The following is a 16,531-nucleotide window of genomic DNA, read 5'->3' as shown; positions in this document are numbered from 1 at the left end:
GTGTTTCGCCGGTCTTATTACCCAATCTTAACCCCCTCGAATTTGCGGCCCAAAATGGCTACGTCATCGGCACCCAGGTAGTCATGAAGAAGCGTAGCGTAGATCTGCCGAAAATCGACAGAATACGTAAGATCGCCGTCCGTTAGTTTTGTCAGGTTGGGCGCTTCATTCAACACCCGTTTCGATGGCAATCCTCCACCGATCAGAAATACGTTGTTAGCCGTCCCGTGATCGGTTCCATTGCTGGCGTTCTGTTTCACCCGCCGGCCAAATTCCGAAAATGTCATCAGCAGTACGTCATTCTGGCGGTCAGTAGTTTTTAAGTCAGCCATAAATGCAGCGACAGCTTCTGCATATTGCTTCAGTAAACGTTCCTGCTGTCCCAACTGGTTGATATGCGTATCGAAACCTGTGATGGATACGTAATACACACTGGTGCTGACTCCCGACTGAATGAGCTGTGAAACGATTCGCAGCCGATTGCCCAACTCATTCGCCGGATAAGTCGCAGCACTTTTATAGACTTTTACCTTCTCATACACAAAGTCGGCCGACGATACCATTTCGGCCAGCGTTTTGTAGAGATAGGCAACTGACTCCGGTTGATGGCCAGGCTCGTCATGTACCTTACTCAGGCCCGTCACCAATCCACTACGTGTCTGATTATACAACTTTCTGGGATCAAGTACAGCCAGTCCATTCAATTCGTTGCCTTTCATGGCCAGACTCAACGTATCATCAACTTCGATAGTGCGAAACGGCTGTTGTGCCTCACCTGAACAGGCAGCATCCAGATATCGACCAACCCAGCCCGTATGTGCATATTGATCCGAATCACTCGCGGTTTGCCAGATATCCATCGAGCGAAAATGCGACCGGTCAGGGTTTGGATAGCCAACGTTATTGATTACCGTAACCAGCCCTTCATCATACAGAGCTTTCAGCGGCTGCATGGCGGGATGCAGGCCCACTTCATCGGTCAGCGGTAACACCTTTTCGGGCCGTATCGCAATAGTTGGACGCTCACGGTAGTAAATATCGTTGCGGTAAGGCACCACGGTGTTCAATCCATCATTCCCGCCGGAGAGCTGCACAATCACCAGAATTTTTCCGGTTGGTGGTACTTCCTGACCGAAGGTCTGAAGTTCGTATGCTTTCAGAAAATGCGGAATCAACATTGTTCCCGCCGTTGTCAACGCCGATTGCTTAAGGAAGTTTCTGCGGTTCATTCGATCACTCAAAATTAAGTCAGTTGATACTCCGGCAAACTCATTAGTGCGGCTGTCAGAATGTGGATGCGCTCGGAACGAGTCTGATTGGGTTTGAGCTGGTTTTCAAGCAATATTCGCTGGTCGCTACGTAACGGAAAGGGTAGCAACGTAATGGCAATGGCATCGGTCAGCTCGATATCTGAAGTTTTTGAAAATGCCTGCTCGAAATCTGTCCAGTTGATCGTAGTGCGAAACTTAGCGTTTCCTTTTCGGGCCAGCAGTTGCGTATTTACATCGCCTTCATCCTTTGACCTCACTTTCACATCGGCGGCTTTCAATACGTAATCCGGCAACTGCATCCGAAACAGTAAACTCGACGAATCGATCCAGTTTTTGCCGCCCGGCCAGCCCGCTACGTTGGGCGGATAGAAAAGCAACTGGCCTAAAGTTCGCTGTACAAAAACCTGTGGTTCTGGCTGATCGAACTGCACACCAAGCGTATGCCGTAAACCCGCCAGCAGTTCCACCGGCGACTTGATGTGGGCACCTGTGTTCACGGCATCGTAGAACCAGTCGGCAGTAAAAATCGTCTCCATCAGTTCGGCAATGTTGTAATTGCTTTTATAAAACTGATCAGCCAGCCCGTCAACGCGTTTTTGAATTTCGGGGGCGTTGACTGGTCCGTCCGCGACAAAATAGCGGTAAATTTTCGCTGTGATGAATCGGGCGGTCTGCCTGTTTTCGAGCAACATAGCCATAACATCCTCGCCCTTGAACGTACCGGTTTTACCGAAAATCGTTTTTTCGCCCTCATCATGCGCACGTTCACGAAAAACAAACTGCCCTTCGGGCGTAAACTGCCAGCCCGTAAAGGCGCGGGCGGCTTCTTTAATGTCGTGTTCGGTATAATTGCCGCGCCCTAACGTAAATAACTCCATCACCTCACGGGCGAAATTTTCGTTGGGCGCATTTTTCCGGTTCTGCTGATTATTCAGGAATTGCAGCATAGATGGCCCTTTTGAGATGGCCATCAGCAGATCGCCAAAATTTCCTAACGCATGCTGCCGAAGGGTGTTTACGTACTGCTGCAAAAACACCAGATTCCGGGCCTGTGTCTGGCACGCGAAATGCCCATGCCAGAATAAAGCCATCTTTTCGCGCAGGGCTCCCTGTCCGGCCGCCATCCGGTCGAGCCACTGAAGATTCAGTTCGCGCACTTTTTCCGCATTTTGCCGAATACGCTCCTGAAGCATCTCCCTGTCGAGCTGCCCATCACGTACCATCCCTTTCAGCTGCTTCTTCGACTCAAAATCATCGGGTTCGATTACGCGCAGATCGGTAATTCCCTCGCTGTCTTTAAAAAACTGACGAACCGTTTTGCGTAATGATTTCCGGGATGCTTTCTCCAGTTCGGCGGGTGTAGCGCCAAAACCTGCCCGGCTGTACAGGTAACGTACTCTGGAAATACGGTGCGGCTGTTTCCTAAAAATATTCATCCCAAAAGAGGTCCGATAGGTTATTATGACTGCTTCTAAATCAGAAGGTTTAAACAAGCGGCTATTAAAAAAGTGTTAATCCGTTGCTACGGTAAGTTACAACGCAACAGTCATTACCCGTTTTTCGTATTGACTATATAATTTTCATATAAGGTCAGAGACTGACCTGTTTTTTATGCTACAACGTTTACTTTTTTTTAAAGGGTGGCTTCTCAGCGGGCTTTTTCTTTTGCTTGGGCTTACGCTCCTGCAGGCCCAGCCACTCCCCTACTCAGCCGCGCAACGTCAGCAGATTGAGCAGCTTCGGCAAACAATCCAGAAATCGACTGAAGCCGAAGTATAGCCGAGCCCTTTCTCTGGCAAAAATTTTGGGTCGGCCACTTCGCGAGGTACGTTCTAATGGACAAGTTCTTGCGCTGGCGGGTATTGATACGCTTGGAAATCTGCTGTACTACACCACCCATGTCGGTAATTCGCAGGCTGCGGTTTCAATCGGTACAGCCTCCCTGTATGCGGGCGGAAGCCTGGGTCTGAATCTGTCAGGCAGCAGCGCATCCGTACAGAATAAACTGGGTATCTGGGATGGCGGAGCGGTACGTGCCACTCACGTTGAACTGACGGGCCGTATTACGCAGGTCGATAAAGCATCAACCGTCGCTTCCGACGAAGAACACCCTACTCACGTAGCAACAACCATGATTGGCGCAGGTGTCAATCCGCAGGCACGGGGAATGGCCTATGGTGCGAAATTACAGGCATGGGATTTTAATAGCGACGTATCAGAAATGACAACGGCTGCCCCAAATCTGCTCGTTTCCAACCACTCGTATGGTATTACGGCAGGGTTTCAGTACAATCCTGACTTAACCGGATCAACACAGTGGGAGTGGTACGGCGACACAACTATCAGTAAAACCTACGATTATAAATTCGGCTTATATGCCACCGATACGCGCAACTGGGATCAGGTTGCCAACAACGCACCTTATTATCTGATTGTGAAGTCGGCGGGTAATGACCACGGTAGTTATCCGGGCGACGGGCAGCCGTATATCTTGGTGAATCACAATAAACGTGTTAGTACGGCTCCACGTGATAATCAGTCTGGCTACGATCAGCTGAGTACGTCGTCGAACGCCAAGAACATCCTGACGGTAGGGGCGATTAGCAATCTGTCGAACGGGTACAACGTACCGGCAGACGTAAAACTGGCGGAGTTTAGCAGCTGGGGCCCAACCGATGACGGCCGTATCAAACCTGATCTGGTCAGTATTGGCGTCAGTTTGTTTTCAGCTTATGCCGCCAGCGACAGCGCCTATGAGAGCTTAAGTGGTACGTCGATGGCGTCGCCAACGGTGTCGGGCTCGATGCTGCTCTTGCAGGAATATTACGCTCAGCTCAATCCGGGTAAATATATGCGCTCCTCTACGTTGCGCGGGCTGGCAATTCACACGACAAACGAAGCCGGTGATACGCCCGGACCGGATTATAAGTACGGCTGGGGAATGCTCAACACCGAAAAGGCGGCTCGTGTGATCGGGAATAGCGATAAAAGTCATCTGCTGAGCGAACGGACACTCGCTCAGGGCCAGCGCGACACGGTACGGGTCGTAGCTTCGGGGCGGGGACCACTGGTCGTAACCATTTGCTGGAACGACCCGGCCGGTACTGCGACAAGTACCCTTAATGACCGAACTCCTCGCCTGGTAAATGATCTGGACGTGCGGGTAAGCGACGGAAAAACGACCACCCAGCCCTGGATACTCGATCCAAACAATCCGGCCAATGCTGCTTCTTCCGGCGACAATATTCGGGACAATATTGAACAGATACGTATCGACAATGCCGTGCCCGGACAGGCGTACACCGTTGCCATATCGCACAAAAGCACCCTCAGAAACAATCAGCAGGACTACGCTCTGATTGTCAGCGGAATAGGTGGTGTTACTTACTGCACATCAGCGCCTGCATCGACCGCCGACACGAAAATTAGCCGGGTTCAGTTTGGGTCTATCAACCAAGCGGGCGCAGACGGCTGTACGTCGTACAGTGATTTCACCAAAACAACGACAACGGTTCAGGCCAGTCAGGTTCTACCTTTAACGGTTTCGCTCGGTACGTGCGGTGCTCAGAAAAATGCAGTTGTAAAGGTATTTGCTGACTGGAGTGCTAATGGAAATTTTACGGATACGGGCGAAACACTGGCTACATCGGGCGTACTGAATAATACGGGCCAGTTTACGGCCAACATAACGATTCCGGCCAGCGTAACGGTCGGGCAGTTGATCCGTCTGCGTATTGTTGCCAGCGAAACATCCGACCCAACCTCCGTTAGTCCGTGCGGAGCTTATGGTAACGGCGAAACACAGGATTACGTACTGAACGTAGTGCAGATCAGCAATGATGTGAGCGCTGTAGCCTTACTCTCACCCGAAGCCAATTTCTGCGGACAAACCAACAGTCAGATCGACGTATCGGTGCGGGTTCGCAACTACGGCAGTGCTACACAAACGAATGTGCCCGTCACGATCAAAATTATCGATGCAACCAACACGACCATTAGTACGCTAACGGGAACCGTTCCCACGCTGGCCCCGTTCAGCGACGCGGTTCTGACCGTAACAACTTCCGCCGGAATTACCCTGGCATCGGGGCAAGCGTATCAGTTTGTTATTTCGACCAACCTCAGCACTGATCAGAATGCGGCCAATAATACCGTTACCGAAACCCGAACAACGGCAACCGCCATCACAGGCCTTTTCACGGCAACGCGCTGTGGAAGTGATACGTTGATTTCCCTGCGAAATACGGGTGGCGGAACGGCGTTCTGGTATAATGCGCCTACGGGTGGCAATTTGTTGGCAGCAGGCAATCAGACGTCCGTTAAGGCAACTCCGGCCACTGGGCTGTTCTACGCTACGCTAAATGACTTTTCGGGAACCATTGGTCCTGTTGACAAAAAAGTATTTGGAGGAGGGAGTTACAGCGGCAATTTTGGTCCATCTCCGCTTATCTCGACCGCTGTACCACTGACGATCGAGAGCGCCCGGCTATACATCGGCACAGCGGGTCAGTTGACGTTTACGGTTCGCAAATACGACAATACCGTAGTGTCGAGTGTTACTCTGGACGTAACGCCCACCCGGAATCAAAGCCTGACCGCTACGGTCAATAGCCAACTGGTAGATGATCCGAACGATCAGGGTGCCGTTTATCCGCTCCACTTGCAGATTCCGCAGGCAGGTGATTATAAAATCACGATTGATTATGGCAATGGAGCCTCAATTTTCCGGAGTAATGTATCTGTAAGCGGATTTCCTTACCAGCTTAAAACGCAGTCAGGTACGCCAATTGTCACGATCAAAGGTTCCTTGTACGCGCGAACCTCAACCGTAACGGATACATTAACGGACGCCTGGTATTACCTGTACAACCTGAAAGTTCGCTCACTCGATTGCCCCAGTCCACAGCGAACGGCGGTAGCACCCGCTACCGGTACGGGCGCTACGGCAACGATTACACCAAATGGTTCAACGAGCGTTTGCCAGGGAGCCAGCGTTACGCTTCAGGCCAACACCGGCGACGGTCTTTCTTACCAATGGTATCTGAATAATCAGGCTATTACCGGCGCTACCAGCAGTACATTACAGGCAGCTACCGCCGGTAACTACATTGTTCAGGTCGCCAACAGTTGCTTGCCGGTTCGGTCGTCGGCAGTAACGCTGACGGTAAAAACAGCGCAGACACCATCCATTACCATTAACAGTTATATTCTTACTACCGACGCTGTCTCCAACATTCAATGGCTACTCGATGGTATTGCTATTTCGGGGGCTGCCGGAGCAAGTTACAGTGCGACAAAAACAGGGCGCTATTCTGTTAAAGGAAGCGTCAACGGTTGTGGTGAATTAATTTCCCAGGAAGTTTACCTGACCATTCTGGCCAATGAGCCCGTTGCCCTTGATGGAACGTTGAACGTTTTTCCCAATCCAGCGACGCAGCAGGTAACGGTATTGCTTTCATCCTCAACGTCACTTCAGGGTACGCCAACACTTCGGCTGACTGACCTGCGCGGCCTGACAATTCAAACCGCTACGTTGCAGCGCGATGGAAAGACCTATTCGGCCATATTGGACGTAACGAGCTTGCCGGGCGGTGCCTTTTTCGTAGTTATTGAAGATGACAAAGCCCAGCGTATTGGCGTCAGGCAAATTAGAAAACAGTAAATAGGTAAAAAACGAATCAGCCCCGGTACTGCACAGTCGTAGTACCGGGGCTGATTCGTTTGAATGAGTTGCGTTTATTTCGCTTTTCCAGAAGCGGCTTCCTGCGCTAACGCCAGTTTCACCGCATCATACAGGTTAACAATACCGCCCGTTTTCGATAGCGAAGCAAAATCAACCGTTACGTCAGATTCCGGCCGATGTACTTTGGTCGTATAGGGCGTGGCTGACTGAAGGATAATCCGTTTGATATCAGCGTAGGTAAGTTTCGGGAAATACGATTTCAACACAGCCGCTACACCCGTAACAACCGGTGACGCCATGCTGGTACCGCTGTTGTTTTCGTATTTACTACCCGGTACAGTCGAATAAATATCCTTGCCAGGTGCAAATACGTCTACTGTTTTCTTACCATAGTTCGAAAAACCGGCAACCAGATCGGTCGTGTTATATTCGGCACTTGCGCCTACAGTAATCACATTCGGAATGGTGGTTCCGTCCATATACCGGGGCGATGGATAATTGGCTGCAGTATCAATGTCGCTACCATCGTTTCCGGCAGCCTGTACCAGCAGCACCCCTTTCGACAGGGCATACCGCTCTGCTTCTTCAACCGCCTTGCGCTGAGGAGAATAGCCTTTCCCGAAACTCATGTTAATGATTTGTGCACCATTGTCAACGGCGTAGCGAATGGCATTGGCAACGTCCTTATCCCGCTCATCGCCGTCAGGTACGGCCCGCACGCCCATAATCTGAACGGCGTCGGAAACGCCCATAACCCCCAGATTATTCGTCCGGTCGGCGCCGATAATACCCGCTACGTGCGTACCATGATCAGGGCGCGCGCCGGAAACATCGGCATTGCCATAATCCCGCTGATTGACATCTTCCGGATTATCACCAACAATGCTCCGTCCGTTGAAATCGGGATTATAGCTGTACTCAGCCCGTGATTTGAGTTGTTCGTTTGCTTTTTCAAGTTCGCTCGTCACCACATCCGTATCAGCCGCCCCCTGCTGACGGAGCAAGCGGAGAATACCCATTACCGGGCGTTTCATATTAGCGTCCGACAACGTATCGGCGGCTTTGCGCAGCGTCAGCGTATCCAGTTTCGTTACGTTCAGTACTTTTTTCAGGTTATCAACCGCCGTCGTATACTGGGTGTAGAACTGGTTGATGCCCTGATACTGCGATTTGTATTGCGCCTGACTTTTCTCGACCTCCGCCTTTGTTTTTGTGTACAGATCGAATTCTTTCTGCTCGTCCGGCTTGAGCGTTTTACGATCCTTACCGTCGTATTTTGGCTTCAACTGCGCATACAGCCGCGTTACTTCAGCCGTTTCGTACGTAACGTTACGTCCATCTTTTCCACCGATAAAATTCCAGCCGTGGATATCATCCACATAGCCGTTCTTGTCGTCGTCTTTCCCGTTTCCGGCAATCTCTTTCGGGTTTGTCCACAGCACCCGACGGAGGTCCGCGTGGGCGGTATCGATACCGCCATCAATTACTGCCACAACAACAGGCGTAGGCTTACGGTCTTTGAGGAGTTCGCGATAGGTGCGGTCAACACTTATACCGGCGGTTTTATCCGTTTTATCCTGCAGGTACCACTGCGGTGATTGCGCCGATGCTACCAGTGTGAGCAGACTAACCGACGCGCTTATGAGGAGTTTCTTCATGAATTGATAACAAAAAATCTTTACAAATTAAGAAGAAACTGGTTTAGTTAAGGCTTAAAAATTGTTAAACGGCCCGAATAATCCCATCAGGGTTTGGTGTGTTTGGTCGTTTTGTAATGCTCCTGCAACAAATCCTCCCCAAAATCATTTGTCAAATCCCGCACTACGGTATGAATGTGGTTGGCGTTTGTCTGGGTATTATCGTACTCGATCAGAATGGTAGGACCGTGTATGCGATAGTACCATCCTTTGCCTTCGCCCAGTTCGGGGGTAAGGTCACCCGCCCAGGCAAACCGCAGGCTATCCATGCCGGACTTTTCCAGCTTGGCCATCTGCTGTTTAGCCAGCGTAATGCGGTAGTTCGTCAGGTACGTTTGCAGAAGGTCCAGAAATATTTTCCGCTGATCGGCATTCATTTCAGAAAGCATCAAACCATCCATTTTTTCCAGAGATGCGGTCCGCTTGTTGCTTGTAACAATTTCGGGATAAGCTACCGTAGCCAGAATCGCCTTTTTGCGCTGGTCGGCATCCAGAGTTTTGAGGAGAGCAAACGCCTTTTCGGTTTCCTGTTTCAGAATTTCTCTACCTTTTTGGGGTAACTCTTTTACCCGTGGGTCTGCCATCCGTTTATCAGCCATTTGCGGGTCGTATTTTAGCACACCCGGATTACTGCCGAAAAAGGTGGGGGTCTGAGCCAGCACCTGCCCGGTCAACGACAAGAACTGTAAGGACAGGTGATGCCCTTCAATACGCCAACTCCATGGGCTTTTGGCATCGGGCTCACCAAATACGGTGAAGGAATAATTTTCCGGATCGCGGTACGTATCGTTGGGCGGCCGGTTATCAATCACCCGCAGTACATTCTCCATATCGATGATTGACGTTGCTTTCTCATAGCCCTGATCACTCAGTCCGGTTTTAAGCATCGCCATGGCTGCTTTTCGCTGATCGGGCGTCATCTGTTTCAGTGGTAGGCCTTTACGTTCACGGGGTACAAAGTGCCAGTTGAACCGTTCGGCATCATCCAGCGGGTAGGTAGCCTGTTTACGCTGATCGGGCGAAAGGCTGGTTAAAAACGCCGTAACAGCATCCAGCATATCATCCTTTACCCGTTGCTGGGCGGGCGATGCTTTTGGCGTAGAAACGGCCTGGGCAAAGAGTTGCCCGGTGAGGAGCCAGAAAAAAGAAATTGCTTCATATCGAGGGGCTTAGTATGCAGCGAATAAAGCAATCACAGGTCAGCATTTACCTGTTCCGATAGTTAATTATATCACCCGATTTGTTAACAACCGTAGTGGTTTAGCAGTTTACTAGAAAGCTACCCTGTTACAGTTAATGACTTCAATGATGTCTAGTCGCCCACCGAACGATAGCATGGGTCCATTTGACCACCTCGCACTGCGCTACCTCCGCCAGGCACTCGATTCGGCCCATCCAACCGATGAGCCGTACGTATTGAATCCTGTTGAGAGCCGTATCATCCGACGGACAAAAATCGTAACTCTGTCGATGGCCGCTCTACTTGGTATCATGGGTGTGCTATTACTGTATTGGCCCCAATACGCCTGGCCAGACCTGTTTAGCAACACGGCGATTGAATTGGGCGGTACTGTGTATGAACTGCCTCTTATCACTACGTTATACGGTATATTACTGGTTTATCTGGAGGTCAATCTGCTCATTGCTCTGAATCTGAAGGGAGTGAAAATGATTATGCAGGTTTGTCAGTTCCCTCGGGCGCATGATGCTCAATACGATCGTCATTTACAGGCTTTGGCTAATGCTGCTCTTGAAAAAAACAACCGGGGCATCCTGCGATTTGGTATCGATCCGTATTTGAATTTGCCTCGTTGGGGGTTGGGCCTTTTTTTTCTGCTGAACATCATAAAAGCAGCACTCAGTAATCTGGTTCTGAAATTTGTTCTGAAACGGTTTATTGGCCGCTACGCACTTCGTCAGGTGACGGATCTGTTGGGTATGCCCATCTATGCCTTATGGAATGCCTGGGCATCGTGGCAGGTATTACACGAAGCTCAGGTCCGGGTTATGGCCCCAACGACTATTCGTGAGTTTGTGAGTGAACTTTACGATGAATGGGGCAAGAACGATGAATTCCGACCGTTGATTCTGGAAGCCCTGCAGTACGTGGCCATCCTGAAACGACAATATAATTACGCGCACTTCCTGTTAACTGAGACGCTGATGGACCGCTTTGAACTGCGGTTCGATGCACCACTGACCGGTAATTTTCCCGAACAGGTTCTTACTGCTCCCCCAGCCATACGAAAAAGCCTGGAACGGCTCATTATTTTTGGGGTACTGGTAGATGGTAAACTCTCCTGGCTTGAGAAACAGCGGCTTCGGACTCTACGTAGTAAAGGTTTTCTTACCTATTCAGCCAGCGAGATTCAGCGTCTGGGTAATGCCTACAACCAGGGCCGTGGTCTCTGGGTATAACCCACGTATCAGAACCGCGCTACATCCGGCTTCTGGCCATCCCATTGCTTTTCAGAAATCTGCAATTTTCTTTTAGCTGCTAATATCGATCAAAACGGCTTGTGCTGTTTTTTGATCGTGCCTATAACATATTCACTCACCCTCGACAACAGAAGGAACTTGTTCTGTTTGAATGAATTACGTAAATTTGTAAGATTAGCTACTCACAAATTTAGGGCATGCCTCTCTTCTGGAAAACTGTTTTGATTTTTGGTTATTGCTTTTTTATATCCCAATCTTTACACGCTCAATTATCCGTAACTTACCCCTTCCCACGCATGGTTGTTCAGCGCAATCATGACAATACGGCACCGCTTTATATCTTGGGTACATTTTCCCTTCCTGTCGATCGGATTGACGTCCGGCTTTTGTCTACTTCATCAGCAAGTCGGACTTCTGTCGATTGGACAGTTTTGCAGGATCAACCCAAAAATGGCTTCTATGCGGGTCGTATCACAGCACCGGCTGGCCTGTTTCGGCTGGAAGTTCGTGGCGTACGTAGTGAGCAGGTAGTTAGCAGTACGTCTGTCTCATCGGTTGGTGTTGGCGAAGTATTTGTAATAGCTGGCCAGTCGAATGCAATGGGGCTGCCAAACCTGGGTGCAAAAGGGGCTTCTGAGCGGGTTGTTGCCTTCAATGCCTGGAATCGCTTCTGGAATAAAGACGATGCCCTTGAATCGTCGGACAAACCATTCCCAACACCAGCTTTTTCAACCTTAAGTGCCACCAGTCAGGTATTTCCAACGGGCGAAACGGCCTGGTACTGGGGTGAACTGGGCGACCATATTGCGGATCGGTATAACGTACCTGTTGCTTTTTTCAACGTAGCGATTCCGGCAACGGTGGCCGAAAACTGGAGCAATACGGCCAATGGTATACCCGCCAAAAATATTTTTAACAGTACGATCTGGCCATTTCTGCAACCCTACTCCAATCTCAGAAACACGTTACAGTATTACAACAGTCAGTTTGGCATCCGTGCGGTATTGTGGCATCATGGCGAATCCGACGCGGTTCCGCTACGTACGCCAACGGATACGTACCGCAACGATGTTCAGGAACTCATTAACAAAAGTCGAGCTGATTTTGGGCGTAACATGACCTGGGTTGTTGCCCGTTGTTCCATTACGCCTGCTGGCCCTACGCCTAGTGCAGATATTATTCAGGCACAGCAAATGCTGGCTCAAACGTCGGGTAACAATGTATGGAAAGGCCCTGATACCGATCCGATTCAATCACCCCGACCCACACATGGTCATTTTGAAAATATCCCGAACGGTATTCAGGGCATATCGGAATGTGCGACTGCCTGGAATAAGAATTTAACGGATCAGTTCTTCAGTGAGTCGGTACCGCATCAACCGCATCAGTTTATTCAAACGGGCCTGGTGCCCTCCGAGATTCCTGCTGGTACGAGCTTAACCGTTCCATACGAATCGATCGGCTTCGCGTCCAATCCGGAGGCAGTGGTTCACTTATTGAATGAAAGAGGGTGGTTTGTGGCTGAAGTCGGACGTGGTAATGGTAGCGGTTCAGTTCGTGCTACGTTACCCGATACGCTCAGCAACGGGCGATACACACTTCGGGTGGTTGCTACAAGTCCATTTCTGACGGGTTCTCCTTCCCTCTCCTTTCAGGTCACCCCATCGAATCGGTCAATCAATCCGTTTATCGATGTACAGGTTGACGAACGTGAATCGAATACACAGGTGTATTGGCTGACGGCTCAGGAACCGTCAGGGAGCCGGTTTTATATCGAACGGAGAACGAATGCGGGCGATTATCAAACTATTGGAACGCTGACAGCCTCGAATGATGGTCAGTTGAGTCATCTCTACTCCTTTACGGATACGCTCAGAAATTCGGGCGTAAATACGTATCGTATTCGGCTTGAGCAACCCAATGGTACGATTCAGTTTAGCCGTAACTCAGTACTGGCAACGGCTGATGAACCCATACCACAACCTGCACTTTACCCTAATCCAAGCAATGGTACGGCATTAACGGTGACGTTGCCACGTAGCGGAGAGTGGAATCTAACATTAACCAACCTGAATGGTCAGAACGTTTGGCAGCAACGGATCACTACATCGGCCAATCAGGCTGTAACGGTTCCGCTGTCAGCACAACTCGCAACCGGCGTTTACAGGCTTCAACTTCAAAATGCGGATCACTATTTTAGTAAACAGCTTTTGATTCAGCGCTGATAGTTATTACAAGTAAGGTCAGTGCGTTTTATGATTGAGCGACTACGTTTGTCTTTCTGACACGTACTTCATTGATCCGTTTATCATCAGCCGACAACACCTCGAATGAAAATCCGGCATACGATGTATGATCACCAGCCTGGGGCAACCGGCTAAATAGCTCAAGCAATAATCCTCCTAAGGATTCGCTATCGCCCTGTACCGTTTCGAAGGTTGTTGCGTCGACGTTCAGTATCCGGCAAACGTCGGTCAGCAACATTTTACCTTCAAATACTACCGTCTGCTCATCTTCACGCCGGTATCCAACAGGTATTTCGTCGTCAAATTCGTCGTTGATTTCGCCAAAGATCTCTTCAATAATATCTTCAAGCGTTACCAGCCCGCGTGTCCCTCCATATTCATCCACCACAATCGCCATGTGAACACGTCGTTTCTGGAAGTCCTGCAATAAATCGTCAACTTTTTTATTCTCAGGAATAAAGAAAACTGGTCGTAGCAATGACTGCCAGCGAAACGAATCATCAGCATGAATATGCGGCAGCAAATCTTTGATGTATAAAATACCTTCTACCTGATCGAGCGACTCTCGAAATACCGGTACCCGCGAATACCCCGACGCATTAATTTGGTTGATAAGCTCGCTAAAAGGCAGATTGTCGGCTATCGCGGAAATATCCAATCGGGTACGCATAACCTGACGAGCCGTCAAATTACTGAAGTTGACGATACCTTTTAGTATTTCCTTCTCTTCAACAGTGGCACTTGTTCCTGTAAGCTCTACCGCCTGACTAATTTCTTCTACCGACAATTTATAGCCTCTGCGCTCAATACGTTTATCAACCTGGTTGCTCAGATTAACCAGCATAACTGCCAGCGGACGAAACACGAGGAGACCAAGTTGGGCCAGTGGAGCTGTCCGCCGGGCAACAGTCAGGTTATCCTGACTAGCATATACTTTCGGAATAATTTCACCGAAAAGTACAATTGCTACAGTAGTAATTAACGTAGCGCCTGTCAGTACCCAGCCTGATCCATCCGATTTCTGGAGGAATAACCAAGTGAGGTACGTAACAATAACGACAATGGCGATATTGAGTAAATTATTGAAAATGACTAAGGAGGCCAGCAGTCGTTTAGGTCGTTCGAGGAGAGTAGCAATACGTTGCTCATCAGCCTGACTGCTGATACGACAATAAGCTCTTTCGTCGGACGAAAGAGAGAAGAATGCGGCTTCGGAAGCCGATACCAGACCTGCCAGTGCCAACAGCAGCAAAACCAGGGCTGTATAAGGTCCGTATAAATCAAAATAGGTGCCCCAGCTATCTACAGCTGGGAGCACCTGTCGAGGAAGAGGATCACCAGGGTCCATGTATATTAAATCTCGTTCAACAATAGAGCCTATCGGGCGGATTAGAACGGTAGGTCGTCATCGCCACTATTGCTCTCGAAAGGTACCGGGTCCGGCTCACGGCGCCGGGGGGCTGGCGCAGCCTGAGCGGCCGGTGCAGCTTGCTGACGCGGACGTTCAGCGGGGGCTGGCTGCGGAGTCGGTTGTGCTGGCGCAGCCTGTTGGCGGGGCGCTTCGCTGTATCCCTCATCCATACGGTCGCTGTTAGGGCTACCGAGCAGTTGCATTGTATTGGCCCGAACCCGCAACGAGGTCCGCTCTTTTCCTTCTTTATCAGTCCACAATTCTGTCCGCAGTCGACCTTCGACATAAACAGAATTACCTTTCTTCAGATATTTTTCAGCGACTTTGGCTTGTTCATTCCATAACTCAACCCGAAACCACTCGGTCTGCTCTACTTTTTCACCATTTCGGTTAGTAAATTTTTCGGTAGTGGCGACGTTAAATGTAGCTACCACAGCACCACCGTCAAGATACCGGACTTCAGGATCGGCACCTAAGTTACCGATTAGTGTCACCTTATTAAGACTTGCCATACTGTTTGTTTTGTTGGTTACGTATGAAACGATAAGCGTGTTATGAAGAATAAAGATACTAAAATCTAACGGCTTATCCAAGTAACGTTTCTAAATAGTTTGTGATCAAAACCGGCTTCGGTAGGTGATTAGTTTCGGCTAGCGTATACCACTGTAAATCTGTTGGTAAGCTTCCAAGAGCGGAGTCAGGAAGCTCAATTATAAAGAATTTAGCCCGTATCCGCTGGTGCGAAAGCAGCTGCATCGACTCCGTTGGAAGAGCCGCCAGAAAGCCTTGCTGCACGGCTGAGTTGACTGCTTCCGGGAGCGGCAAATCCCGCAGTTCGGTTTTCGGTTCGTCGGTTTCTACAAGGTAAAAATCATGCAAATTTTGCCAGATATCCCGGCTGGTCCGTTCGCGTAACGCTAGCTTACCCTGGTTTCGAAAGACCAGATACGTAAAAAACCGCTCCCGAACGGGTGCTTTTTTCGCCTTAACAGGTAACCGATGCTGCCGCCCGGTTTGGTACGCTACACATTCCTGCTGAAGCGGACATATTAGACAGTCGGGGGCAACGGGTGTACAGTGAATAGCCCCAAACTCCATGATGGCCTGATTGTACGTAGCCGGATCGGCAGCCCATTCAATCAGCCGTACGGCTAGGGAGGCAAATAGTTTCTTAGCCTTCGTTGTGGTGATATCTTCGTCGATACCGAACACCCTCGCCAATACCCGATATACATTACCATCTACGACCGGCACTCGTTCGCCAAAGGCGAAAGCTGCGATGGCCGCTGCCGTATACGTACCTATGCCCTTCATTTTCAGCAAGTCATGATACGTACCGGGGAACTTACCGCCAAGCTCATTAGTTACGTAACGAGCAGTCTGGTGAAGGTTTCGGGCGCGTGAATAATATCCGAGTCCCTGCCAAAGTCTAAGCAATTCGCGTTCGTCGGTACGGGCCATGTCCAATACCGTTGGATAGGCAGCTACAAACCGTTCATAATACGGTTTTCCCTGCGCTACCCGAGTTTGCTGAAGAATTATTTCTGACAGCCAAATCCGATACGGATCGCGTGTGTGACGCCAGGGTAAATCGCGCTTGTGATGCTCGTACCACTGTTCGAGGGTAGGTGCAAACGAGGTTTCGGTACGCTTAAGGTCTGATTGCCAACTCAAAATAAAACAAAAAAATACGTCGTTACCTGTAAAAACGGAAGCATAGAGTTTTATAATTTATGGGAAACCCCTACCTTTGTGCTCCCATTTTTGAGGCCCCAATTTTCAAC

11 protein-coding genes are annotated in these 16,531 nt (G+C 49.7%); 4 read left to right on the top strand and 7 right to left on the bottom strand.

From position 1 onward, the window contains the following. Positions 1-17: 17 nt before the first annotated feature. Together LN737_RS09340 and LN737_RS09335 are read right to left on the bottom strand one after the other, a co-directional pair. Entirely contained in the window at positions 18-1,229 is a 1,212-nt protein-coding gene (locus tag LN737_RS09340) for a DUF1501 domain-containing protein (RefSeq protein ID WP_405518207.1), read from the bottom strand. A 14-nt stretch (positions 1,230-1,243) separates the two neighbouring features. Further along, positions 1,244-2,707: a DUF1800 family protein gene (locus tag LN737_RS09335; protein ID WP_405518205.1), complete on the bottom strand. Its 1,464-nt coding sequence runs from the start codon at positions 2,705-2,707 to the stop codon at positions 1,244-1,246. A 175-nt stretch (positions 2,708-2,882) separates the two neighbouring features. Between LN737_RS09335 and LN737_RS09330 the strand changes: the two genes are divergently transcribed. Both LN737_RS09330 and LN737_RS09325 read left to right on the top strand, forming a co-directional pair. Then, a complete protein-coding gene (locus LN737_RS09330; RefSeq protein WP_405518203.1) occupies positions 2,883-3,050 on the top strand; it encodes a hypothetical protein in 168 nt (55 codons plus the stop codon). 25 nt (positions 3,051-3,075) lie between these two features. Next, positions 3,076-6,933: a S8 family serine peptidase gene (locus LN737_RS09325; RefSeq protein ID WP_405518201.1), complete on the top strand. Its 3,858-nt coding sequence runs from the start codon at positions 3,076-3,078 to the stop codon at positions 6,931-6,933. Positions 6,934-7,007: 74 nt separating this feature from the next. Here LN737_RS09325 and LN737_RS09320 read toward each other — a convergent pair whose 3' ends face one another. Together LN737_RS09320 and LN737_RS09315 are read right to left on the bottom strand one after the other, a co-directional pair. Then, positions 7,008-8,612 (bottom strand): S8 family peptidase, encoded by a 1,605-nt coding sequence (locus LN737_RS09320; RefSeq protein ID WP_405518199.1) that lies wholly within the window; start codon positions 8,610-8,612, stop codon positions 7,008-7,010. 86 nt (positions 8,613-8,698) lie between these two features. After that, the gene (locus tag LN737_RS09315; RefSeq protein WP_405518198.1) at positions 8,699-9,709 is read right to left on the bottom strand and encodes a DUF3500 domain-containing protein; all 1,011 of its coding nucleotides are present in this window, start codon (positions 9,707-9,709) and stop codon (positions 8,699-8,701) included. Positions 9,710-9,986: 277 nt separating this feature from the next. On the opposite strand from LN737_RS09315, the gene LN737_RS09310 reads away from it, so the two are divergent. Then, the gene (locus tag LN737_RS09310) at positions 9,987-11,069 is read left to right on the top strand and encodes an LBF_2804 family protein (protein ID WP_405518196.1); all 1,083 of its coding nucleotides are present in this window, start codon (positions 9,987-9,989) and stop codon (positions 11,067-11,069) included. A gap of 317 nt (positions 11,070-11,386) precedes the next feature. After that, positions 11,387-13,315 carry a T9SS type A sorting domain-containing protein gene (locus LN737_RS09305; protein ID WP_405518194.1) on the top strand — a complete coding sequence of 643 codons (1,929 nt, stop codon included), beginning with the start codon at positions 11,387-11,389 and terminating at the stop codon, positions 13,313-13,315. Positions 13,316-13,343: 28 nt separating this feature from the next. Here the strand turns inward: LN737_RS09305 and gldE are convergent, their stop codons facing one another. The 3 genes from gldE to mutY form a co-directional block, all read right to left on the bottom strand. Then, positions 13,344-14,684, bottom strand: a complete 1,341-nt coding sequence (gldE, locus tag LN737_RS09300; RefSeq protein WP_405518192.1) for a gliding motility-associated protein GldE — start codon at positions 14,682-14,684, stop codon at positions 13,344-13,346. A 41-nt stretch (positions 14,685-14,725) separates the two neighbouring features. Beyond that, positions 14,726-15,259, bottom strand: a complete 534-nt coding sequence (locus LN737_RS09295; protein ID WP_405518190.1) for a single-stranded DNA-binding protein — start codon at positions 15,257-15,259, stop codon at positions 14,726-14,728. Positions 15,260-15,332: 73 nt separating this feature from the next. Then, on the bottom strand, positions 15,333-16,421 hold the full coding sequence (mutY, locus tag LN737_RS09290) for an A/G-specific adenine glycosylase (protein WP_405518188.1): 1,089 nt from the start codon (positions 16,419-16,421) through the stop codon (positions 15,333-15,335). Positions 16,422-16,531: the final 110 nt, after the last annotated feature.

The organism is Spirosoma sp. KNUC1025 (assembly GCF_045160025.1).
In the GTDB taxonomy this organism is placed as follows: Bacteria; Bacteroidota; Bacteroidia; order Cytophagales; family Spirosomataceae; genus Spirosoma.
The sequence above is the reverse complement of the archived record's forward strand: the minus strand, read 5'-3'. Positions and strand labels throughout refer to the sequence as shown.

Coding starts and splice junctions, on each gene's coding strand:
- LN737_RS09310 (WP_405518196.1), top strand. CDS start 9,987: ATGGGTCCATTTGACCACCTCGCACTGCGCTACCTCCGCCAGGCACTC.
- LN737_RS09335 (WP_405518205.1), bottom strand. CDS start 2,707: ATGAATATTTTTAGGAAACAGCCGCACCGTATTTCCAGAGTACGTTAC.
- LN737_RS09340 (WP_405518207.1), bottom strand. CDS start 1,229: ATGAACCGCAGAAACTTCCTTAAGCAATCGGCGTTGACAACGGCGGGA.
- LN737_RS09315 (WP_405518198.1), bottom strand. CDS start 9,709: ATGCTGGATGCTGTTACGGCGTTTTTAACCAGCCTTTCGCCCGATCAG.
- LN737_RS09295 (WP_405518190.1), bottom strand. CDS start 15,259: ATGGCAAGTCTTAATAAGGTGACACTAATCGGTAACTTAGGTGCCGAT.
- LN737_RS09305 (WP_405518194.1), top strand. CDS start 11,387: ATGGTTGTTCAGCGCAATCATGACAATACGGCACCGCTTTATATCTTG.
- LN737_RS09320 (WP_405518199.1), bottom strand. CDS start 8,612: ATGAAGAAACTCCTCATAAGCGCGTCGGTTAGTCTGCTCACACTGGTA.
- gldE (WP_405518192.1), bottom strand. CDS start 14,684: ATGGACCCTGGTGATCCTCTTCCTCGACAGGTGCTCCCAGCTGTAGAT.
- LN737_RS09330 (WP_405518203.1), top strand. CDS start 2,883: ATGCTACAACGTTTACTTTTTTTTAAAGGGTGGCTTCTCAGCGGGCTT.